The sequence below is a fragment of the Variovorax nivicola genome, from assembly GCF_051216475.1.
Lineage (GTDB): Bacteria > Pseudomonadota > Gammaproteobacteria > Burkholderiales > Burkholderiaceae_C > Variovorax.
In genome coordinates, this window is sequence record NZ_JBPJZK010000005.1 from 322,315 (window position 1) to 341,447 (window position 19,133).

General features: G+C 66.3%; 22 protein-coding genes. 17 read left to right on the top strand and 5 right to left on the bottom strand.

Annotated elements, in window-relative coordinates; genetic code table 11:
• The first annotated feature begins 4 nt into the window (after positions 1 to 4).
• The 3 genes from ACSFBF_RS21770 (at position 5) to ACSFBF_RS21780 (ending at position 2,407) form a co-directional block, all read left to right on the top strand.
• The gene (locus tag ACSFBF_RS21770; protein ID WP_435470582.1) at positions 5 to 613 is read left to right on the top strand and encodes a trimeric intracellular cation channel family protein; all 609 of its coding nucleotides are present in this window, start codon (positions 5 to 7) and stop codon (positions 611 to 613) included.
• Positions 614 to 738: 125 nt separating this feature from the next.
• Positions 739 to 1,383 carry a DUF47 domain-containing protein gene (locus ACSFBF_RS21775; protein WP_012746613.1) on the top strand — a complete coding sequence of 215 codons (645 nt, stop codon included), beginning with the start codon at positions 739 to 741 and terminating at the stop codon, positions 1,381 to 1,383.
• A 13-nt stretch (positions 1,384 to 1,396) separates the two neighbouring features.
• Positions 1,397 to 2,407: an inorganic phosphate transporter gene (locus ACSFBF_RS21780; RefSeq protein WP_435470585.1), complete on the top strand. Its 1,011-nt coding sequence runs from the start codon at positions 1,397 to 1,399 to the stop codon at positions 2,405 to 2,407.
• A gap of 3 nt (positions 2,408 to 2,410) precedes the next feature.
• Here ACSFBF_RS21780 and ACSFBF_RS21785 read toward each other — a convergent pair whose 3' ends face one another.
• Together ACSFBF_RS21785 and ACSFBF_RS21790 are read right to left on the bottom strand one after the other, a co-directional pair.
• Entirely contained in the window at positions 2,411 to 2,857 is a 447-nt protein-coding gene (locus ACSFBF_RS21785; RefSeq protein WP_435470586.1) for a TM2 domain-containing protein, read from the bottom strand.
• Complete coding sequence (locus ACSFBF_RS21790) at positions 2,854 to 3,378, bottom strand: GNAT family N-acetyltransferase (RefSeq protein ID WP_435470588.1); 525 nt, start codon at positions 3,376 to 3,378, stop codon at positions 2,854 to 2,856. Before ACSFBF_RS21790 ends, ACSFBF_RS21785 begins: the two co-directional genes overlap by 4 nt.
• A gap of 179 nt (positions 3,379 to 3,557) precedes the next feature.
• Between ACSFBF_RS21790 and rpsP the strand changes: the two genes are divergently transcribed.
• The 8 genes from rpsP to ACSFBF_RS21830 all read left to right on the top strand — a co-directional run bounded on the left by rpsP (position 3,558) and on the right by ACSFBF_RS21830 (position 9,739).
• The gene (rpsP, locus tag ACSFBF_RS21795; protein WP_093049676.1) at positions 3,558 to 3,821 is read left to right on the top strand and encodes a 30S ribosomal protein S16; all 264 of its coding nucleotides are present in this window, start codon (positions 3,558 to 3,560) and stop codon (positions 3,819 to 3,821) included.
• A 15-nt stretch (positions 3,822 to 3,836) separates the two neighbouring features.
• Positions 3,837 to 4,391 (top strand): ribosome maturation factor RimM, encoded by a 555-nt coding sequence (rimM, locus tag ACSFBF_RS21800; RefSeq protein ID WP_093049679.1) that lies wholly within the window; start codon positions 3,837 to 3,839, stop codon positions 4,389 to 4,391.
• A gap of 16 nt (positions 4,392 to 4,407) precedes the next feature.
• The gene (gene trmD / locus ACSFBF_RS21805) at positions 4,408 to 5,154 is read left to right on the top strand and encodes a tRNA (guanosine(37)-N1)-methyltransferase TrmD (RefSeq protein WP_435470590.1); all 747 of its coding nucleotides are present in this window, start codon (positions 4,408 to 4,410) and stop codon (positions 5,152 to 5,154) included.
• A gap of 110 nt (positions 5,155 to 5,264) precedes the next feature.
• Complete coding sequence (gene rplS / locus ACSFBF_RS21810) at positions 5,265 to 5,648, top strand: 50S ribosomal protein L19 (protein ID WP_435470592.1); 384 nt, start codon at positions 5,265 to 5,267, stop codon at positions 5,646 to 5,648.
• A 130-nt stretch (positions 5,649 to 5,778) separates the two neighbouring features.
• Entirely contained in the window at positions 5,779 to 6,522 is a 744-nt protein-coding gene (locus ACSFBF_RS21815) for a CoA pyrophosphatase (RefSeq protein ID WP_435470594.1), read from the top strand.
• 61 nt (positions 6,523 to 6,583) lie between these two features.
• A complete protein-coding gene (locus ACSFBF_RS21820; protein ID WP_093075510.1) occupies positions 6,584 to 7,585 on the top strand; it encodes a CobD/CbiB family protein in 1,002 nt (333 codons plus the stop codon).
• A 19-nt stretch (positions 7,586 to 7,604) separates the two neighbouring features.
• Positions 7,605 to 8,696 carry a histidinol-phosphate transaminase gene (gene hisC / locus ACSFBF_RS21825; RefSeq protein ID WP_435470596.1) on the top strand — a complete coding sequence of 364 codons (1,092 nt, stop codon included), beginning with the start codon at positions 7,605 to 7,607 and terminating at the stop codon, positions 8,694 to 8,696.
• A complete protein-coding gene (locus ACSFBF_RS21830; RefSeq protein WP_435470598.1) occupies positions 8,693 to 9,739 on the top strand; it encodes a hypothetical protein in 1,047 nt (348 codons plus the stop codon). Before hisC ends, ACSFBF_RS21830 begins: the two co-directional genes overlap by 4 nt.
• Before the next feature lie 13 nt (positions 9,740 to 9,752).
• Here ACSFBF_RS21830 and rsgA read toward each other — a convergent pair whose 3' ends face one another.
• From rsgA to ACSFBF_RS21845, 3 genes are read right to left on the bottom strand one after another with little or no spacing between them, the layout of a single operon-like run.
• Positions 9,753 to 10,706 carry a ribosome small subunit-dependent GTPase A gene (gene rsgA / locus ACSFBF_RS21835; RefSeq protein ID WP_435470600.1) on the bottom strand — a complete coding sequence of 318 codons (954 nt, stop codon included), beginning with the start codon at positions 10,704 to 10,706 and terminating at the stop codon, positions 9,753 to 9,755.
• Between the two features lie 12 nt (positions 10,707 to 10,718).
• Positions 10,719 to 11,069: a 4a-hydroxytetrahydrobiopterin dehydratase gene (locus ACSFBF_RS21840; protein ID WP_258350627.1), complete on the bottom strand. Its 351-nt coding sequence runs from the start codon at positions 11,067 to 11,069 to the stop codon at positions 10,719 to 10,721.
• A 31-nt stretch (positions 11,070 to 11,100) separates the two neighbouring features.
• The gene (locus ACSFBF_RS21845) at positions 11,101 to 12,360 is read right to left on the bottom strand and encodes a M48 family metallopeptidase (RefSeq protein WP_435470603.1); all 1,260 of its coding nucleotides are present in this window, start codon (positions 12,358 to 12,360) and stop codon (positions 11,101 to 11,103) included.
• 59 nt (positions 12,361 to 12,419) lie between these two features.
• Between ACSFBF_RS21845 and orn the strand changes: the two genes are divergently transcribed.
• The 6 genes from orn (at position 12,420) to ACSFBF_RS21875 (ending at position 19,119) form a co-directional block, all read left to right on the top strand.
• The gene (gene orn / locus ACSFBF_RS21850; protein WP_435470605.1) at positions 12,420 to 13,016 is read left to right on the top strand and encodes an oligoribonuclease; all 597 of its coding nucleotides are present in this window, start codon (positions 12,420 to 12,422) and stop codon (positions 13,014 to 13,016) included.
• A gap of 254 nt (positions 13,017 to 13,270) precedes the next feature.
• A complete protein-coding gene (locus ACSFBF_RS21855) occupies positions 13,271 to 15,163 on the top strand; it encodes a DEAD/DEAH box helicase (RefSeq protein WP_435470607.1) in 1,893 nt (630 codons plus the stop codon).
• A gap of 213 nt (positions 15,164 to 15,376) precedes the next feature.
• Positions 15,377 to 16,450 (top strand): NAD/NADP octopine/nopaline dehydrogenase family protein, encoded by a 1,074-nt coding sequence (locus tag ACSFBF_RS21860; protein WP_435470609.1) that lies wholly within the window; start codon positions 15,377 to 15,379, stop codon positions 16,448 to 16,450.
• Positions 16,440 to 17,444: a 3-hydroxybutyryl-CoA dehydrogenase gene (locus ACSFBF_RS21865; protein ID WP_435470611.1), complete on the top strand. Its 1,005-nt coding sequence runs from the start codon at positions 16,440 to 16,442 to the stop codon at positions 17,442 to 17,444. The genes ACSFBF_RS21860 and ACSFBF_RS21865 overlap by 11 nt, the downstream gene beginning before the upstream one ends.
• Positions 17,441 to 18,238, top strand: coding sequence for an alpha/beta fold hydrolase (locus ACSFBF_RS21870; RefSeq protein ID WP_435470613.1), 798 nt, complete (start codon positions 17,441 to 17,443; stop codon positions 18,236 to 18,238). Before ACSFBF_RS21865 ends, ACSFBF_RS21870 begins: the two co-directional genes overlap by 4 nt.
• Positions 18,235 to 19,119: a quinone oxidoreductase family protein gene (locus ACSFBF_RS21875; RefSeq protein ID WP_435470615.1), complete on the top strand. Its 885-nt coding sequence runs from the start codon at positions 18,235 to 18,237 to the stop codon at positions 19,117 to 19,119. The genes ACSFBF_RS21870 and ACSFBF_RS21875 overlap by 4 nt, the downstream gene beginning before the upstream one ends.
• Positions 19,120 to 19,133: the final 14 nt, after the last annotated feature.

The window sequence follows — 19,133 nt, forward strand, 5'->3', positions numbered from 1 at the left end:
GGCCGTGCTGCTCTACGTCCTCGATCTCGCCGGTGTGGCGGTCTTCGCGGTCAGTGGGGCGTTGGGGGCCGGTCATGCGGGCCTCGACTGGCTGGGCGTGGTGGTGATCGCTTCGGTCACCGCGGTGGGCGGCGGTACGCTGCGCGACCTGCTGCTCGACCGCCATCCGGTGTTCTGGATCCGCGACACCCGCTATGTCTACGTGATCCTCGCGGCGGCGGCGCTCACGATCGTCTGGGTGCACATGTTGCCGGTGCCTGAGCACGCGCTGGCCGTTGCCGACGCGCTGGGGCTCGGCCTGTTTGCGATTACCGGTGCGCAGGTGGCCGAGGAGCGGCGCCTGCCGGCCGTCATCGTGCTGCTGGTCGGCACCATGACCGGCGCAGCCGGCGGGCTGCTGCGCGATGTGTTCACTGCCCGCGTTCCGTTGCTGCTGAGCAGCGGTATCTACGGCTCGGCCGCCATCGCGGGCATTGCAGCCTACCTGCTGCTGCAGGCCGCCGGAACGCCGCGGCGCTGGGCCTTTCACGCCGGCGTGCTGCTGATCGTGGCGCTTCGCCTGGGCGGGATCTACGGCGGCTGGCACTTGCCGGTGATGCGTTTGCCGGCCTGAAAGTCGGGTCTTCCGACGGCCCCGAAAAGCTGGCCAGGCAAGGCAGGGCCCGCGCGCCCGTTAAACTTCGCCGGTTTTTCATCAAGGCGTCATGAAACTGTGATTGGCGCTCCCCTGGAGTTTTCATGTTCGGCAAGCTGCTGCCCCGCGAGGGCAATTTCTTCGAGATGTTCAACCAGCACGCCGAGCGCATCGTGGAGGCGGCGAGGGCCTTCGAGCAGCTCGTTGCCAACTACAGCGACGTGCACCTGCGCGAGCAGTACAACCGCGACGTCGACAACGCCGAGCGCGCCGCCGACCGCGTGACGCACGACGTCAACCGGCTGATCCACAAGACTTTCATCACACCCATCGACCGCGAGCAGATCCACAAGCTCATCAACACGATGGACGACGTGGCCGACCTGATCCAGGACTCGGCCGAGACGATGGCGCTGTACGACGTGCGCCACATGACCGACGAGATCGTGCGCCTCACGGCATTGAGCGTGAAGTGCTGCGACCGCCTGAAGGATGCCGTCAAGTTCCTGGGCAAGATCGCCGACCCGGCCGTGGCCGAGGCCACGCTGAAGACCTGCGAGGAAATCGATCGCCTCGAATCGGACGCCGACCGCGTGATGCGCAGCGCCATGAGCAAGCTGTTCCGCGAGGAGCCCGACGTGCGCGAGGTGATCAAGCTGAAGGCGATCTACGAACTGCTCGAGACGATCACCGACAAGTGCGAGGACGTGGCCAACGTGATCGAGGGCATCGTCCTCGAGAATTCCTGAGCGGGCAGCGCTGATGGCAACGGTTCAGGTCGCCCTCTGGGTGGTGATAGTGCTGGTCGCGCTGGCGATCCTGTTCGATTTCATGAACGGGTTCCACGACGCCGCCAATTCGATTGCGACGGTGGTGTCCACCGGGGTTCTCAAGCCGGGGCAGGCCGTGGTGTTCGCGGCCTTCTTCAACCTGATCGCGATCTTCATCTTTCATTTGAGCGTGGCGGCCACCGTGGGCAAGGGCATCGCCCAGCCCGGGGTGGTCGACGTGCACGTGGTGTTCGGTGCGCTCGTGGGCGCCATCAGCTGGAACCTCGTGACCTGGTACTACGGCATCCCGAGCAGCTCGTCGCACGCGCTGATCGGCGGCATCGTGGGCGCGGTGATCTCCAAGACCGGTACCAGTGGCCTCGTGGCATCGGGCATCTGGAAGACGGTGGCCTTCATCTTCGTGTCGCCGCTGCTGGGTTTTTTGCTGGGCTCGATGATGATGATCGCTGTGGCCTGGGGCTTCCGGCGCGCCACGCCTTCGCGGGTGGACCGCTGGTTCCGCAGGCTGCAGCTGGTTTCGGCCGGCGCCTACAGCCTGGGCCATGGCGGCAACGATGCGCAGAAGACGATCGGCATCATCTGGATGCTGCTGATCGCCACCGGTTATGCCAATGCCGGCGACGCGAGCCCGCCGACCTGGACCATCGTGAGCTGCTACGCCGCGATTGCGCTGGGCACGATGTTCGGCGGTTGGCGCATCGTGAAGACGATGGGCCAGAAGATCACCAAGCTCAAGCCCGTGGGCGGCTTCTGCGCCGAGACGGGCGGGGCGCTGACGCTGTTCCTGGCGACGGCGCTGGGCATTCCGGTGTCGACCACGCACACCATCACGGGCGCCATCGTCGGTGTCGGCTCGACGCAGCGCGCGAGTGCGGTGCGCTGGGGCGTGGCGGGGAACATCGTGTGGGCGTGGATCTTCACGATTCCCGCCTCGGCCTTCGTGGCCGCGATCGCCTACTGGATCAGCATCCAGCTGTTCTGACGGCTATTGCGAAATCTTCCGGCCTTCTTCGACCTGGTGCTCGAAGTAGCGCTGGAAGCTGAACACGATGCTGGCCATCAGGATCGTGCTGCCGAAGAAGAGGGAGAGCACCACCGCGCCGATGGTGAACCAGTTCGTGCGGCCGGGTTCCGCGTCGGCCGGCGCGCTGGCGTTGAAGCGGGCATTCCACTTCTCGGGCGTCATGAGGCCATAGATGATGGCCGTCAGCGCGCAGCCCGCGATGGTGAAGCCCAGCAGTGGAATCAGCGCCCAGCTAACGCCATCGTCCACGCCGTACATGCGCACGCGCTCGATGCCATAGATGCCCAGCGCCGTGGGAATGGGCAGCAGCCAGCCGAGCAAGTCGCCCATGCCGCGCAGGTAGAAGCGGTGCAGGCCGAGCGGGCCGCCGAGGAAGGAGAGCCAGGCGGCAACAGTCTTGTTTTTCATTCGGGTTTGGTGGTGCTGCCTTCGCCGAGCACTTTTTCCATCAATACGACATCGCGCCATTCGCCGAACTTCCAGCCACAGTCTTTCAGCACGCCCACGTGCGTGAAGCCCTGGCTACGATGCACGCCGACGGAGCCGGCGTTGGCCGAATCGCCGATCACCGCGATCAGCTTGCGCACGCCAGCCGCTTCGGCGGCCTGCGACAGCGCTGCCAGCAGCTTGGCGCCCAGACCCTTGCCGCGTGCTGACTCCGACATGTAGATCGAGTCTTCGGCCGAAAAACGGTAGGCCGGGCGCGGCTTGAACCAGTTGCAGTAGGCAAAACCCAACACTTCGCCATTTTCTTCGGCGACCAGATACGGCAGGTTCTTGCCCAGAACGTCGGCACGGCGGGCGGCCATGTCGGCGGGGGAGGGAGGCTCCGTTTCGAAGGTGCCAGTGCCGTGCAGCACGTGGTGGGCGTAGATGGCGGAGATGGCCTCGACGTCTTCGTCGCGGCTGGGGCGGATGGTGAGGGGCATGCGGTGGAAACGGCTGGCGCAAGGCCGGAATTCGGAGAAAACGCGGGTCGGGCTATAATCGCGGGCTTTTCAGCGTGTCGCTGGCCGGGTGGCCATGTCGCGTGTCTCGACGCTGGAAGAACATTGTGAGCGGGCCTCTTCTTCATCCATAAGGCCTGCTGACCACCCAAGGATAAATCATGGTCGTCATTCGACTCTCCCGCGGCGGCTCCAAAGGCCGTCCGTTCTTCAACATCGTCGTGTCGGACAAGCGCGTTCGCCGCGATGGCCGTTTCATCGAGCGCCTGGGTTTCTACAACCCGACCGCCAAGGAAAACGAAGAAAGCATCCGTATCGCCCAGGACCGCCTGGCGTACTGGAAGAGCGTCGGCGCACAAGCTTCGCCCACCGTTCTGCGCCTGATCCGTCAAGCTGCCTCGGCAGCTCCCAAGGCGGCGGCCTAAGCCGTCCGCACGGCGATGCTGCCCGCACTCGAAACCGCCGAATTGCCGGCGGATGCGATTGAAGTAGGGCGCATCGCCGATGCATGGGGCATCAAGGGCTGGTTCAAGGTCCTGCCCCACAGTGCCCAGCCCGAGGCGCTTTTTTCTTCCAAGCGCTGGTTCCTGCAGGCTCCCGGAGCCTCGGCAAGCACCGCTTTCCGGCTCGCGATCCGCGAAGCCAAAGAACATTCCGACTGCATCGTCGCCACGTCCGAGGACGTGCCCGACCGCAACGCGGCCGAGGCGCTGCGCGGCGCGCGCGTGTTCGTGCCGCGCTCGAGCTTTCCTACGGCCGGCGACGACGAGTACTACTGGGTCGACCTGATCGGCCTGTCGGTGGTCAACCGCGAAGGCGTGGTGCTCGGCACGGTGCGCGAGCTGCTCGCAACCGGTCCGCAGACCACGCTGGTGCTCACTGCGGAAGAAGACGGCAAGGCCATCGAGCGCATGGTGCCCTTCGTCTCGGTCTTCGTCGACAAGGTCGACCTGCCCGGCCGTCTCATCACGGTCGACTGGCAACCCGATTTCTGATCCGGACCTTGCGCGCATGCGCTTCGACGTCCTCACGCTTTTTCCTGAACTGTTCGCTCCTTTCATGGCCAGCGGCGTGACGCGCCGTGCCTACGAGTCGAAGCAGGTCGAAGTCGTTTTCTGGAATCCGCGCGATTTCGCGCAGGGCAATTACAAGCGTGTGGACGATCGCCCCTTCGGCGGCGGTCCAGGCATGGTGATGATGGCGGAGCCGCTGGCGGCGTGCCTCGACGCGGCGCTGGCTGCACGCGGCGCACAGGCGCCCGTCGTGTTGTTTTCTCCGATCGGGGAGGCGCTGCGCCATGAGGCGGTCGAGAAGTGGTCGGCCAGCGAGGGCGCGGTGCTGATCTGTGGCCGCTACGAAGGCATCGATCAGCGCTTCATCGACGCGCGTGTCACCCACCAGATCAGCCTCGGCGATTTCGTGCTCTCCGGCGGCGAGATTGCGGCCATGGCGCTGCTCGATGCTGTGGCCCGGCTGCAGCCGGGTGTGCTCGGCGACGAGGCCAGCCACGTGCAGGACAGCTTCAACCCCGCGCTCGACGGTCTGCTCGACTGTCCGCACTACACGCGGCCCGAGCAATGGAGCGGGCAGGGCGTGCCGGCACCGTTGCTCTCGGGTCACCATGCGCAGATCGAGCGTTGGCGGCGTGACCAGCGGCTGGCTATCACGGCCGCACGGCGCCCCGACCTGATCGACGCCGCCCGCGCGGCGGGCCGTCTTGGCAAGGCCGATGAGGCCGCGCTGAAAAAAAAGCTATAATTCCCGGTTCCCCGATCCTCTGCCCGGCCGCGCCCGGTTTTTTCCCGGTCATCCCGTGAAAGCCAAAGGCGCCTTTTGTGTAGCCCGACACGATCGACTATCAGGAAATCATGAACCTCATCCAAACCCTCGAGCAGGAAGAAATTTCCCGTCTCGGCAAGACCATCCCCGATTTCATGCCCGGTGACACGGTCATCGTCAGCGTGAACGTCGTCGAAGGCACCCGCAAGCGCGTGCAGGCCTACGAAGGCGTCGTGATCGCCAAGCGCAACCGTGGCCTCAACAGCGGCTTCACCGTGCGCAAGATCTCCAGCGGCGAAGGCGTGGAGCGTACGTTCCAGACCTACAGCCCGCTGATTGCCGGTATCGAAGTCAAGCGCCGTGGCGATGTGCGCCGCGCCAAGCTGTACTACCTGCGCGATCGCAGCGGCCGTTCGGCACGTATCAAGGAAAAGCTGCCGAGCAAGTCGACGGCTGCAGTGGCTGCCAAGTAAGCAGTTCGCCTGTCGTGCAAGAAAAGCCGCCGCTCTGGCGGCTTTTTGCATTGTTGTCCCCGCTCAGCGACAACCTTCCTTTTTTCCGCTCTACTTCTTTCTTCCCTCCGCCTCCGGTACGTTTCATCTCTTGACCAACTCATCCATTCCTCTGCAGGCCGCATCCGTCGAACCCGTCAACGCCGTGGCGCCGCCCACGCTGCTGCAGTTCGACCCGCGCAAAGTGCCGTTTGTGGCCGGGGGAGTCGAGGGATTGCCGGCGGTGTCGGCCGCGCAGCTGACGGCGCAGGCGTTGCGGACGCGCTTCGCGACACCGCCCGTTTGGACGCCCGAGCTGCGGCGTGATCCGCGAATGACCGACCGCGTCCCCGCGCAGGCTGCGGTGCTGGTGCCGATCGTGCAACGGCCGCAGGGCGCGACCGTGCTGCTGACCGAGCGGACCTCGAATCTGTCGACGCATTCGGGGCAGGTTGCGTTTCCCGGTGGCCGCGTCGACCCGGAGGACGCCAACATCGCGGCCGCCGCTTTGCGCGAAGCCTGGGAGGAGGTCGGCCTTTCGGCTCAATACATCGAGGTGCTTGGCAACCTGCCGACCTACACGACAGTGACCTCTTTCATCGTGACGCCGGTGGTTGCGCTGGTGCAACCCGACTTCGAGCTCACCATCAATCCCCATGAGGTCGCGCAAGCCTTCGAGGTGCCGCTCGCATGGCTGATGGACCCGGCCAATCACCGCCACCACACCGTGCCCGCGCCCGATGGCACCCGGCGCCAGTGGTACTCGATGCCCTACCAGGACGGGCCCGACGAGCGCTTCGTCTGGGGCGCGACCGCGGGCATGCTGCGCAATCTCTATCGTTTCCTCGCGGCCTGACTGAATCGCGACTCGAATGAAGATGGTCTGAACCTTCAGGCGCTCTCGCTATCATCGAAGGATGAGCTTTTTTGCCATCCTGTGCGCGCTGCTGATCGAGCAGGTGCGGCCCCTGGGCCCGCACAACCCCGTGTATGGCGCGGTGCTGGCGTGGACACGCTGGACCAGCCGCAACTTCGACGCGGGCAAGCCGCATCACGGATGGATCGCCTGGGGGCTTGCGGTGTTCGTGCCCACGCTCGGTGCGCTGGGTGTGCACTGGCTGCTGGTGCTCACGCTCGGCCTGCCGTTCGCGGTGCTCTGGAGCATTGCGGTGCTCTACGTCACGCTGGGTTTCCGGCAATTCAGCCACCACTTCACCGACATCCGCGACGCGCTCGACGAAGGCGACGAGCCGCTTGCGCGCTCGCTGCTCGCGCATTGGCAGGGCGTGGATGCGGCCAACCTGCCGCGCAGCGAGATCGTGCGCCACGTGATCGAGCATTCGGTGATTGCCGCGCACCGCCATGTATTCGGCGTGCTTGCGTGGTTCTCGATCATTGCGGCCATCGGTCTGGGGCCGGCGGGCGCCGTGTTCTATCGCATGAGCGAATTCGTCTCGCGCTACTGGGCGCACAAGAACGGCGCTGCGGTACAGCCGTCGAGCGTTTCTGTGCAACAGGCCGCAGATCGCGCCTGGCACATGATCGACTGGCTGCCCGCGCGCATCACGGCGCTGGGTTTCGCGGTGGTCGGCAGCTTCGAGGAAGCGATCGATTGCTGGCGTAATGATGCACAGCGCTTTCCCAACGAGAACGACGGCGTGATCCTTGCGGCCACGTCGGGAGCGGTCAACGTGCGCCTGGGCGGTGGTTCGCTGCGCCCGATTCCGGTCACCGACCCGCTGCCGCGCGCCCAGGCCGGCGAATCGCTGGCCGACGGCCGCCGCACCGACACCGGTAGTACGCCGGGGCGCGAGCCCGAGCCCGGCCACCTGCGCAGTGTCGTGGGCCTGGTCTGGCGCTCGGTCGTGATGTGGATGGTGCTGCTGGCCTTGCTCACCCTGGCTCGCCTGCTCGGCTGAGCGAAGGGACGCGCAAGCCATGACACATCCAGTGCCGGCCTTCTGGAGCCCGCGCATCGGCGCGCTCGAACCCTACGTGCCAGGCGAGCAGCCGCGCATCGAAAACCTCGTCAAGCTCAACACCAACGAGAACCCGTATCCGCCATCGCCGGTCGCCATCGAGGTCATCCGGCGCGCGGCCGAGAACGGCCTGGAGCGCTATCCCGACCCCACCTCGCTCGCGCTGCGTGAAGCGGTAGCGCAGCGGCACGGCCTGCGGGTCGACGAAGTGTTTGCGGGCAACGGCTCGGACGAAGTGCTCGCGCACGCCTTCTTCGCGTTCTTCCAGCAGGCTGAGCCGTTGCTGATGCCCGACGTGAGCTACAGCTTCTACAAGGTCTATGCGCAGCTGTACGGCATCGCCTGCGAGCAGCAGCCGGTGGACGACGGCCTGCGCATCGACGTCGACGCCCTTGCAGCGCGTGCCCGCCAAGGTTGCGCCGGCATCGTCATCGCGAACCCGAACGCGCCGACCGGCATTGGCCTGCCGCTGTCGCGCATCGAGCAACTGCTCGAAGCCTGCCCCGATCGCGTGGTGCTGGTCGACGAGGCATACGTCGATTTCGGCGGCGAGAGTGCGCTGCCGCTGATCGGCAAGCACCCGAACCTGCTCGTGGTTCAGACACTCTCCAAGTCGCGTTCGCTGGCTGGCCTGCGGGTCGGCTTTGCCTGCAGCCAGGCGCACCTCATCGACGCGCTGGTGCGCGTCAAGGACAGCTTCAACTCGTACCCGCTCGACCGGCTGGCCTCGGTCGGTGCCGTTGCCGCGCTCGAAGACGAGGACTGGTTTCGCAGCACCCGAGACAAGATCGTCGACACCCGCGAGGGCCTTGGTCTGCAGCTCGAAGACCTGGGCTTCGAGGTGCTGCCGTCGCAGGCCAATTTCGTCTTCGCACGCCATCCGCAGCGCGATGCCGCCGAATTGGCAGCCCTGCTGCGGGAGCGTGCAGTGCTGGTGCGGCATTTCAAACAGCCGCGCATCGCGCAGTACCTGCGCATCAGCATCGGCACGCGCGAGCAATGCAGCACGCTGGTTCAGCGGCTGCAGGACATCCTCACACCAACCCCTTGAAGGACACCCTGGCGATGCCGACGACCCACGACACCGATCCGCGTACAGCGGCCTGTACAGGCTTCTGGCAAGCAGTGAGTGCTCAGATCGAGAGCCTGCGCGCCTTGCCCGCCCGCGAACTGATGGAAGGGTTGAACGAACTGCTCGAGCCCTTCTTTCCGCGGCTGGCGGCCGAAGTGGCCGGCGAGCCGCCCGAGTTCAAGCTCGTGCTGACGGCGCATGGTTCGGTGGACGACTTCGAGGATCTGATGGCACTGGTGCAAAGCAGCCCCAAGCTGCCGCAGGTCGAGGTGGAGGCCTTTCGTCAGCGTTCGAGCGACGGCTTCGGCATGCGCATGAATGACTTCGAACTGGCGAGTTCCGAAGTCCTCGTGAAGCACGAGCTTTATCGGGGCCGGGTGGCGCTGGAGATCGGCTTCGCCAAGCCCATTCCGATGGACATGCAGGACCACGCGCGCCACATGAGCCTCATCATGCTCGACCACATCCTGGGCGAGTACGACTTCGCGGTGAAGGTCGGGGCGGTCGACTACGCCGAGGCCGACGCGCAGGCGGATTTCGATGGCGTGCCCCTCGATGATTTCGTGCCCGTGTTCGACGCCTGCTGGCGCGACGAACTGGGCCACACCGGTGTATTTCCCCAGGGCGAACACGCCTGGTCGGGCATGAACGCGGTGCGCACGGCCGAGGACGACCGTGAGATCGAGGTGATCGTCATGCGCAACGACGCGGCCACGGCCCTGGTGGGGCGCGCCGACCTGTGTCATCGCCTGTCGGCAGCAGTGCCGGTCGAATCGGGCGAGGAGCTGGAAGAGGCGCGCGTCTACGAAGACCGGCTGACGGCGCGGCTGCAGACGCACGAAGCGGGTTGCTGCACGCACGTGGTGCTGGAGGAGGGCATTCGCACCGTCCACTTCCAGGTGGCTGACCCAGAGGCGGCGATCTCGCATGCGCAATCGCTGCAGGACGACATTGACCTCCCGGTGACGCTCGATCTCGTGTTCGACCCGACCTGGAAGTCCTACCGCATCTGGCTCGGCTGAAGCTGCCTTCCGGTCAGTACCGCTTCTGGCTCAACTCGGCGAACAGTTCGCCATAGATCTTGTAGCGGCTCGCGCTGATGGCGCCCGGTTCGCTGCTCGCTGTTTCCACATTCGCAATCACGCCGCAGCCCGGCTCGTGCAGATGCGTGCAGTTGTAGAACTTGCAGTCGTTCGCATGCTCGGCGATGTCCGGCATGAGCCCGGCGAGCTGCATCGGCGCGATGTGGTTCAGGCCGAATTCCTGGAAGCCTGGCGAGTCGATCAGTCCGGTGGTGCGGGCTTCATCGATCCAGTACCAGGTGGTGCTCGTGGTGGTGTGTTTGCCCGAATTCAGCGCCTGCGAAATCTCCTGGGTCAGCACTGTCGCGCCCGGCACCAGCAGATTGGTCAATGTGCTCTTGCCTGATCCGGACGGGCCGAGCACCAGGGTGGACTTGCCGGCGAGAAGCTTCATCAGCGAGGCGTAGTCCGCCTCGGCTGAGGCTTTCAGCGACAGCGGCAGCACGCCGTGGTGCATGCGCCGGTAGGGCGCCAGCTTGGTCCACGCGCGCTCGAAGGGTTCGACCAGGTCGCTCTTGTTGAGCGCGATGATCGGCGTGATGCGCTCGGCCTCCGCCGCGATCAGCGCGCGCGCCAGTTGATGCTCGGAAAACTCCGGCTCGGCCGCGATCAGGATCAGCACGTGGTCGAGGTTGGCAGCGAACGACTTGGTGCGAATCTCGTCCTGCCGGTAGAACAGGTTGCGCCGCGGCAGCACCTGCTCGATGGTGCCTTCGTCCTCGCTGGCCTGCCAGTGCACGCGGTCGCCGACCACGGCCTGGCTTTTCTTGCCGCGCGGGTGGCAGATCAGCCGCTCGCCCGTGGGCGTTTCGACGAGGCAGTGACGCCCGTGGCTGGCAACGACAAGGCCGTCGTGGAGTGCCTTCGCAGCAGCGGCTGCGGGCGCGGCGCGGCCGGGCTTAGCCAAGGGCGCGTTCCGTCATGCGGCGGGGGCTGCGACCAGCGCGTCGGCCTGGCGGGCGCAGTCGAAGTCGGTGACCGACAGGCCGCCCACGTCGTGCGTGTTGAAGCGCACCACGCAGCGGTTGTAGTGCACCGCCAGGTCGGGGTGATGGTCTTGTGTGTGAGCCACGAAAGCCAGCGCGTTCACGAAGGCGATGGTCTCGAAGTAGTTGGCGAAGCTGAAGGTTTTTTCGATGGCGACGTTGGCACCGTCGCCGGTGAGCATCCAGCCGTCGAGGCGCGCTAGGCCGGCCACGATTTCGGTGGCGCTCAGCGCCTTGCGTGGAGGGAGGTTCTTCCAGTCCTTGGGCTTGAACATGCTGCTCATGATGGGCTTCTTCGAAATGAGGGGAGTCGGGTCAGGCGGCCGTCATGCGCGCAAGGCGCTCTGAAGCCGGCGGGTGCGAATAGTAGAACTTGACGAACACTGGGTCGGGCGTGAGCGTCGACGCGTTGTCCTGGTAGAGCTTGAGCAGGGCGGCCGACAGGTCGGCGCCGCTGGTTTGCGCCACTGCGTAGGCGTCGGCCTCGAACTCGTGCTTGCGTGACAGCCGTGCGGGCAGCGGGGCAACGAAGAAGCCGAACACCGGCACGGCAATCATGAACAACAGCAGCGCCAGCGCGCTGTTGGGCGCCGTCATGTTGGGCTGCACGCCCAGGCCCGTGTAGAACCAGACCTGCGTCGACACCCAGCCCAGCAGCGCGAAGCCAGCCAGGCTCAAGGCGAACATCGCGACCAGCCGCTTCACGATATGGCGGTGCTTGAAGTGGCCCAGCTCATGCGCGAGCACGGCTTCCACCTCGCCGGCATTGAGCTGGCGCAGCAGCGTGTCGTAGAACACCACGCGCTTGCTGGCGCCGAAGCCGGTGAAGTAGGCATTGGCATGGGCGCTGCGCGTACTGCCGTCCATCACGAACAGGCCCTTGGCCGCGAAGCCGCAGCGCTTCATCAGTGCTGTCACGCGCTCCTTGAGCGTCGGGTCGTCGAGCGGCTTGAACTTGTTGAACAGGGGGGCGATGAAGGTCGGGTAGATCAGCATCAGCAGCAGGTTGAAGCCCATCCATGCGCCCCAGGCCCACAGCCACCACAACTGCCCGGCCGCACCCATGAGCCAGAGGATCAGCGCCGCGATCGGCAGACCGATCACCGCGCCCAGCAGCGTTGACTTGAGCGTGTCGGCCAGCCAGAGCTTCCAGGTCATCTTGTTGAAGCCGAAGCGCTCTTCGAGCCTGAAGGTCTGCCAGAGCGTGAAGGGCAGTTCGAGGAGGCCGCCGATGGCTGCGAAGGCTGCCAGCAGTGCCAGTTGCTGCACCATGCCACCGCCGATCCACACCAGCAGAAGCTTGTTCAGCACGTCGAGGCCGCCGAGCAAGGTCCAGCCCAGAAGCAGCGCTGCGCCCCAGGCCATCTCGACCAGGCCGAAGCGCGCCTTGGCGATGGTGTAGTCGGCCGCTTTCTGGTGGGCGGCGAGGGTGATGGTCTGCGCGAAAGCTGCCGGCACGGCGCCGCGGTGCTGCGCCACATGGCGCACCTGCCGCGTGGCCAGCCAGAACTTCACGAGCAGGCCTGCAACCAATGCGGCCGCAAAGGCGATGGTGAAGATGAGCGAATAGGACATGGAGCGGCGAGTTTAGTCCCCGCTATCTGGGGCCGCAGCCCTTCGACGACAATCCTGCGATGCCCGAATCCCTTGACCCGACGCCCCCCGCAGCCGTGCCCACCCTGAAGAAAAGCGACCAGAACCTGGTCTGGCTGGACTGCGAAATGAGCGGCCTCGACCCCGAAAAAGAGCGCCTGCTCGAAATTGCCGTGGTCGTCACCGGCCCCGACCTCACGCCCCTCATCGACGGCCCCGTGCTTGTCATTCACCAGAGCGATGCCGTGCTCGACGCCATGGACGCCTGGAACAAGGGCACCCATGGCCGCAGCGGCCTGATCGACAAGGTCAAGGCATCCACCCTCGACGAAGTCGCCGCCGAGCAGCAACTGCTGGAATTCATCGCCAAATACATCCCGCGCAGCGGCTCGCCCATGTGCGGCAACACCATCGGGCAGGACCGGCGCTTCCTGGTCAAGTACATGCCCAAGCTGGAGGCGTACTTCCACTACCGCAACCTTGACGTCAGCACCCTCAAGGAGCTGGCCAAGCGCTGGAAACCCACGGCCTACAGCAGCTTCAAGAAGCAGCAGGCGCATACCGCGCTGGCCGACGTGCACGAGTCCATCGAGGAACTGGCGCACTACCGCGAGACCTTTCTGCGCCTGACAGACTGAGCAAAGCAGGGGATTAGGTAAAAACCCGAATCCGTGCCATAATCGCAGGCTTCGCTGATCGGGAAGGTATTTCAAGCCCGGCCAGCGTCTCTTGCATCTCCCTATCTTGCACACCGCGCCCGATCACATTCGCTGATCAAAAAGGGCCGCAACCTCAGGCGTCAGCCCGAAGTTGAATGTCGTTGGATGGTTGATGTTTTTAACCACCAACGGGGCGCCGCCTACGGCAGCGCTCGCGTTTGAGATTGATATTCATGACCGACGCTTTTGAAGCGCAGGGCGAGTTCGCGCCTGTGCAATCCGCTACCCACAACGAATTCACCGCCGCCACGGACACCATGTCCGAGGCGCCCATCCTCGACGCGCTGGATGCAGCCGCCCCCGAAGCGGCCGTGGCCGAAGAGCCCGCCAAGCCCAATGGCTTCATCAAGCTGGGCCTCGCGCCCGAGCTGATCGCCGCCGTGGCTGACCTGGGCTTCACCCAGCCCACCACCGTGCAGGAAAAGGTCGTGCCGATCGCCATGGGCGAAGAGGGCGCTGCCCGCTTCGTCGACCTGATGGTGTCGAGCCAGACCGGCTCCGGCAAGACCGCCGCCTTCCTGCTGCCCGTGCTGCACACGCTGCTCAAGCGCCAGGCCGAGGCAGAAGCTGAAGCCAAGGCCGAATTCCAGCGCCTGGCCGCCGAAGCCGCTGCCCGCGGCGAAGCCCCGCCCAAGAAGGCGAAGCGCAAGGACCCGACCAACGCCCGCCATTTCAAGGCCGCCACGCCCGGCGCCCTGATCCTGTGCCCGACGCGCGAACTCGCGCAGCAAGTCGCGCACGACGCCATCGAACTGGTTCGCCACTGCCGCGGCCTGCGCATCGCCAACGTGGTGGGCGGCATGCCTTACCAACTGCAGATCGCCAAGCTGCAGAACGCCGACCTGGTGGTTGCCACGCCCGGCCGTCTGCTCGACCTGCAACGCTCGCAGCAACTCAAGCTCGACCAGGTCAAGTTCCTGGTGGTCGACGAAGCTGACCGCATGCTCGACCTCGGCTTCTCCGACGACCTGGCCGAAGTCAACCAGCTCACCATCGAGCGCCAGCAAACGATGATGTTCAGCGCCACCTTCGCGCCGCGCATCCAGCAGCTGGCCCAGCGCGTGATGCGCGAACCGCAGCGCATCACCATCGACAGCCCGCAAGAGAAGCACGCCAACATCAAGCAGTCGCTGTACTGGGCTGACAACAGCCAGCACAAGCGCAAGCTGCTCGACCACTGGCTGCGCGACACCAGCATCAACCAGGCGATCGTGTTCGCGAGCACGCAAGTCGAGTGCGACGGCCTCGCCAACGACCTGCAGCAAGAAGGCTTCAGCGCCGTTGCGCTGCACGGCGCCCTGAGCCAGGGCCTGCGCAACCGCCGCCTGATGGCGCTGCGCCAGGGCCAGGTGCAGATCCTGGTGGCCACCGACGTTGCCGCCCGCGGCATCGACGTGCCGACCATCACCCACGTCTTCAACTTCGGCCTGCCGATGAAGGCCGAGGACTACACCCACCGCATCGGCCGCACCGGCCGTGCCGGCCGCGACGGCCTGGCCGTTACGTTCGCCGAGTTCCGCGATCGCCGCAAGATCATGGACATCGAGCACTACAGCCGCCAGCAGTTCAAGGCCGAAGTGGTGCCGGGCATGGAGCCGCAACAGCGCATGCCGCAATCGCGGCCGCCGCAAGGCGAATTCCGCGGCGGCCGCGGTGACAACCAATCGCGCGACCGCAAGTTCGGCGGCGGCGGCGATGGCTACCGCGGCGGTAACGGTGGTGGCAACGGCGGCGGCTATGCCGGCGCCAGCGGCTTCAACGACCGCAACTCGCGTGGTCCGGCCGCACCGGGCCCGCGTGGCTTCCAAGGTGGCCAGAACGCCGGTTTCGGCGGCGGCCGTGACGAAGGCGGCAATGGCGGCGGTGCCGGCTACGGCCGCAAGCCGGGTTGGGGCGACAGCGCTCCGCGCGGCGGCCACGGTCACGGCGGTGGCCGCGGCGACGGCGGCTTCGCACCGCGCGAGGGCTTCGCGCCCCGCGGCAATGGCGCAGCCGGTCATGGCGGCCCGGGCAAGGTGTTCGTGCCCCGCGACGCGCAAAAGCGTGCGTTCAAGCCCAGCCGCTGATCCTGCTTCCCAGGCGGCCTGACAGCCGCCTCGCCCCCAGAAAGCCCGCGCTTCTCACGAACGCGGGCTTTTTCATTTCGGGTTTCCGAGCAGTCAGGTGACGTCGAATTTGGTTGACATCTGAATCGATGAAAAGTAATGTAATAAGGCATTATTTCCCCGGATCCGTCCTGCGGCCGCCGGTTCATCGACACCTGCTTTTCGACTTTCGACATGAAAATTGCGATTCTTGGGGGTGGCCATGGCGCCTATGCGGCCGCCGCGGACCTGTCTGAAACCGGCCATGAAGTGCGCCTGTGGCGCCGCGACGCCGCCGCGCTCGAGCCGCTGGTGCGTGCCGGCTCGATCACGCTGAAGGACGCCGACGGCGCACGCGAGGTGCCCATTGCGCTGGCCACCGCCGACATCGGCGCGGCCCTGAAGGGCGCCGAGCTGATCGTCATTCCCACACCCGCCATCGCCCAGCACGACATCGCACTCGCGATGGCTCCGCACCTGGCCGACGGGCAGGTCGTGTTCCTGCCACCAGGAACCTTCGGTAGCTACGTGATGGCCAAGACGGTGAAAGAGGCCGGCAGCCGCGCCGACGTCGCCTGGGCCGAGACCGGCACTCTGCCTTACCTGGCCCGCAAGCACGGCGAGCGCGAGGTCAACGTCACCATCCGCGCCGTCCGCCTGCCGACTGGCGTCTATCCGGCCCGCAAGGAGGCGCAAGCCATCGAGGTGATCCGCAAGGCCTATCCGTCCGTGCACGGCTGCGGCGACGCGCTCTCCGGCGCGCTGATGAACGCCGGCCCGGTTATTCATCCGCCGCTGATGGTGATGAACGCCGCGCCGCTGCAGCACTTCGAGCGCTGGGACATCCACAACGAAGGCACGCAGCGTGCCGTGCGCGACGTGACCGACCGGCTCGACCAGGAGCGCATTGCCGTGCGCGAAGCCTTTGGGCAGGGCGCGCCCCACTATCCGCTGGCCGACCACTACAACAACGACCAGTGGATGTACGGCGACGCGCACAAGCAACTCGTCAAATCGGGCGACTGGCGCGAGAACATCGACCTGCACACGCACCGCTACATCACGGAAGACACCGAGCTTGGCCTGGCCTTCCTGGCCTCGGCCGCGCGCCATGCGGGTGTGGATGCACCCATCGCCCACGGCCTGCTGGCCATCGTCGGCGGCTTTCTCGGGCACGACTTGCGGCGTGGGCCGCGCACCTTCGAAAGCCTGGGCCTCGCTGGCTTGAGCGCGGCGCAGCTCAAGCAGAGGCTTCACGATGGCGAATGACGCCGCGCTCCCCCGGTTCGCGGCGGTCGGCGCGGGCCGCATGGGGCGCGGCATCGCCATCGCATTCGCCTATGCCGGCCACCGCATCTCGCTGATCGACCTGCGCCAGCGCAACGATGAAGCCTGGCAGCGCCTGCGCGACGAGGCAAAGGCCGAGATCGAAGCAAGCCTCTCGGGCCTCGCGCAACTCGGCGTGATCGATGCATCGCAGATCGAGCGCATCGCCGCGCGAGTGGACTTCGTCAACGCCGCGGCCGCACCGCGCGCGCTGGCCGCCGCCGAACTCGTGTTCGAGGGCGTTCCCGAAACCATGGAAGCCAAGCGCGAGGCCTTCGAGCAGCTCAACCGCCATTGCCGCGACGACGCCATCCTCACTTCGACCACCAGCAGCATCCTCGTGACGCAGCTCGCGTCCCTGGTGCGGCTGCCCGGGCGCTTCCTCAACATGCACTGGCTCAACCCAGCCTACGTGATCCCCGTGGTCGAGCTGAGCTGCCACCCTGGCACCGATGCCGCCGTGCTCGCGCGCACCAAGGCGCTGATGGAGGAGATCGGCAAGCTGCCCGTGGTCTGCGGCGCCTCGCCGGGCTACATCGTGCCGCGCCTGCAGGCGCTGGTGATGAATGAAGCCGCACGAATGATCGAGGAGGGCGCCGCCACAGCCGAAGAAATCGACAAGGCCACGCGTTACGGCTTGGGCCTGCGCTTTGCCGCGCTGGGCGTGGTCGAGTTCATCGACTTCGGCGGCTGCGACATCCTGCACCACGCGAGCCGCGAGATGTCGGCCTCGCTCGACGCCGGTCGCTACACCGCGCCTGCCATCGTCGGCCGCATGGTCGAGCAGGGCCGGCTGGGCCTCAAGAGTGGCAGCGGCTTCTACGACTACGAAGGCCGCGACATCGCGGCCTACCGGCTCGACGTGCTCTCGCGCACGCTCGGCGAACTGCGGCATGCGGGCCTGTGGCGCGCGCCCGCCGACGAGACCCTGCCATGAGCATCCGCCGTGCCTTTGCCGACCTGTCGGTGGGGCAGGTGCACTACGCCGCGTGCGGCGACCACCAGGCGCCGGCCGTGCTGTTGCTGCATCAGTCGCCGCGCAGCTGGGCCGAGTACCGCGCGGTGCTGCCGTTGATCGGCGCGCGTCGTCGGGCGATCGCGATGGACACAGCCGGCTTCGGCGATTCGGCCGACGGTGGCGTGCCGGCGAGCATTGGGCAATGGGCACGCGTGGCCTGCGAACTGCTGGATGCGCTGGGCATTGCGCAGGCCGACGTGGTGGGGCATCACACCGGCGGCGTCATTGCGGTCGAACTCGCGGCGGCGTTTCCGGGGCGCGTTCGCAGCCTGGTGCTGTCCTCCACGCCGTACACCGACGAGCCCTTTCGCAAGGCGCGAGCACAACGTCCGCCGATCGACGAAGTCGCACCGAGCGAAGACGGCTCTCACCTCGCTGCGCTGTGGCAAAAGCGCCAGAGTTTCTATCCGCTAGGACGTCCCGATCTGCTCGAAGCCTTCGTGCTCGATGCATTGAAGGTCGAGCGTGTCGAAGAGGGCCATCGCGCCGTCGCGTCGTACCGCATGGAAGAGCGCATCGGGCGCGTCACGCAGCCCACGCTGATCGTTCGTGCCACGGCCGATCCGTTCGCCGCGCCGCATGCCGAGGAGCTGCAGCACTACCTGCCGCAAGCGCACGTCGTCGACATCGAAGGCGGTATGGTGCCGCTGCCCGATCAGATGCCCGAAGCCTTCGCACGCACGGTGCTCGACTTCCTGGAGACGCTGCCGTGAAGGCCGTGCGCATCCACGGATTCGATGCGGTTCCTGTGCTGGAGGAGATTGCCGACCCTGTCGCGCGGCCGGGCCGCACCCTGGTGCGCATGGAAGCTGCGACGGTCGGGCACATCGACCGCACAGTGTGGCGCGGCAGTTTCCTTCGCCATCCGCCGCTGCCCTACACGCCTGGCGTGGAGGCGGCGGGTGTAGTGATGGCAAGCGAGCGATACGCCATCGGCCAGCGCGTGTGGCTGCGCGGCAGCGGGCTCGGCACGCTGTTCGACGGCACATGGTGCGAGCAGATCGATGCGCCCGACGAAGCGCTGGGCCTGTTGCCGGATGCGGTGCCGATGGCACTGGGGGCTGCATTCTTCTCGCCAACGACCTCGGCATGGGTGGCGCTGCACGAAGTCGCGAAGCTGCAGGCCGGTGAGCAGGTGCTGGTGACCGGCGCGAGCGGTGCTGTCGGCTCGCTCGTGATGCAACTGGCGCGCGACGCAGGTTGCACGGTCACGGCGGTGGACCCGGAAGCTACGCCACCTTCCGCTGCCAGCGCCGATCTGCTGATCGACACAGTCGGCGGAGATGTGCTCGCCAAGGTCTTGCCTTCGGTGCGGCCAGGCGGCCGTGCCGTGCTGATCGGCTACACCGCCGGCCCGACGCTGCAGCTCGACATCGCACACTTCCTGCAACGCGATGTTGCGCTGTTGCCTCTCAACATGTTTCGACGTGAAGCCGCCGGCCGTGCCGCAGCGCCCGAGCTGCTGGCGAGGCTGGCCGATGGCCGCCTGCACCTCGACGTGCAGCCGTTCGCGCTTGCCGATGCGGCCCGCGCGCTTGAATGGATCGCACAGCGCGGCCACCGCGGCCGCGCCGTCCTCGTGCTCCGCCTCTGAGCGGAGAGGAGAGC

Bases quoted from the DNA above. Each gene is read 5' to 3' on its own strand.
- hisC (WP_435470596.1), top strand. From the start codon at position 7,605: ATGACACATCCAGTGCCGGCCTTCTGGAGCCCGCGCATCGGCGCGCTC.
- ACSFBF_RS21840 (WP_258350627.1), bottom strand. From the start codon at position 11,069: ATGAGCAGCATGTTCAAGCCCAAGGACTGGAAGAACCTCCCTCCACGC.
- ACSFBF_RS21845 (WP_435470603.1), bottom strand. From the start codon at position 12,360: ATGTCCTATTCGCTCATCTTCACCATCGCCTTTGCGGCCGCATTGGTT.
- ACSFBF_RS21860 (WP_435470609.1), top strand. From the start codon at position 15,377: ATGAAAATTGCGATTCTTGGGGGTGGCCATGGCGCCTATGCGGCCGCC.
- ACSFBF_RS21790 (WP_435470588.1), bottom strand. From the start codon at position 3,378: ATGCCCCTCACCATCCGCCCCAGCCGCGACGAAGACGTCGAGGCCATC.
- ACSFBF_RS21785 (WP_435470586.1), bottom strand. From the start codon at position 2,857: ATGAAAAACAAGACTGTTGCCGCCTGGCTCTCCTTCCTCGGCGGCCCG.
- trmD (WP_435470590.1), top strand. From the start codon at position 4,408: ATGCGCTTCGACGTCCTCACGCTTTTTCCTGAACTGTTCGCTCCTTTC.
- rimM (WP_093049679.1), top strand. From the start codon at position 3,837: ATGCTGCCCGCACTCGAAACCGCCGAATTGCCGGCGGATGCGATTGAA.
- ACSFBF_RS21870 (WP_435470613.1), top strand. From the start codon at position 17,441: ATGAGCATCCGCCGTGCCTTTGCCGACCTGTCGGTGGGGCAGGTGCAC.
- rplS (WP_435470592.1), top strand. From the start codon at position 5,265: ATGAACCTCATCCAAACCCTCGAGCAGGAAGAAATTTCCCGTCTCGGC.
- orn (WP_435470605.1), top strand. From the start codon at position 12,420: ATGCCCGAATCCCTTGACCCGACGCCCCCCGCAGCCGTGCCCACCCTG.
- ACSFBF_RS21855 (WP_435470607.1), top strand. From the start codon at position 13,271: ATGACCGACGCTTTTGAAGCGCAGGGCGAGTTCGCGCCTGTGCAATCC.
- ACSFBF_RS21780 (WP_435470585.1), top strand. From the start codon at position 1,397: ATGGCAACGGTTCAGGTCGCCCTCTGGGTGGTGATAGTGCTGGTCGCG.
- ACSFBF_RS21775 (WP_012746613.1), top strand. From the start codon at position 739: ATGTTCGGCAAGCTGCTGCCCCGCGAGGGCAATTTCTTCGAGATGTTC.
- ACSFBF_RS21820 (WP_093075510.1), top strand. From the start codon at position 6,584: ATGAGCTTTTTTGCCATCCTGTGCGCGCTGCTGATCGAGCAGGTGCGG.
- ACSFBF_RS21865 (WP_435470611.1), top strand. From the start codon at position 16,440: ATGGCGAATGACGCCGCGCTCCCCCGGTTCGCGGCGGTCGGCGCGGGC.
- rpsP (WP_093049676.1), top strand. From the start codon at position 3,558: ATGGTCGTCATTCGACTCTCCCGCGGCGGCTCCAAAGGCCGTCCGTTC.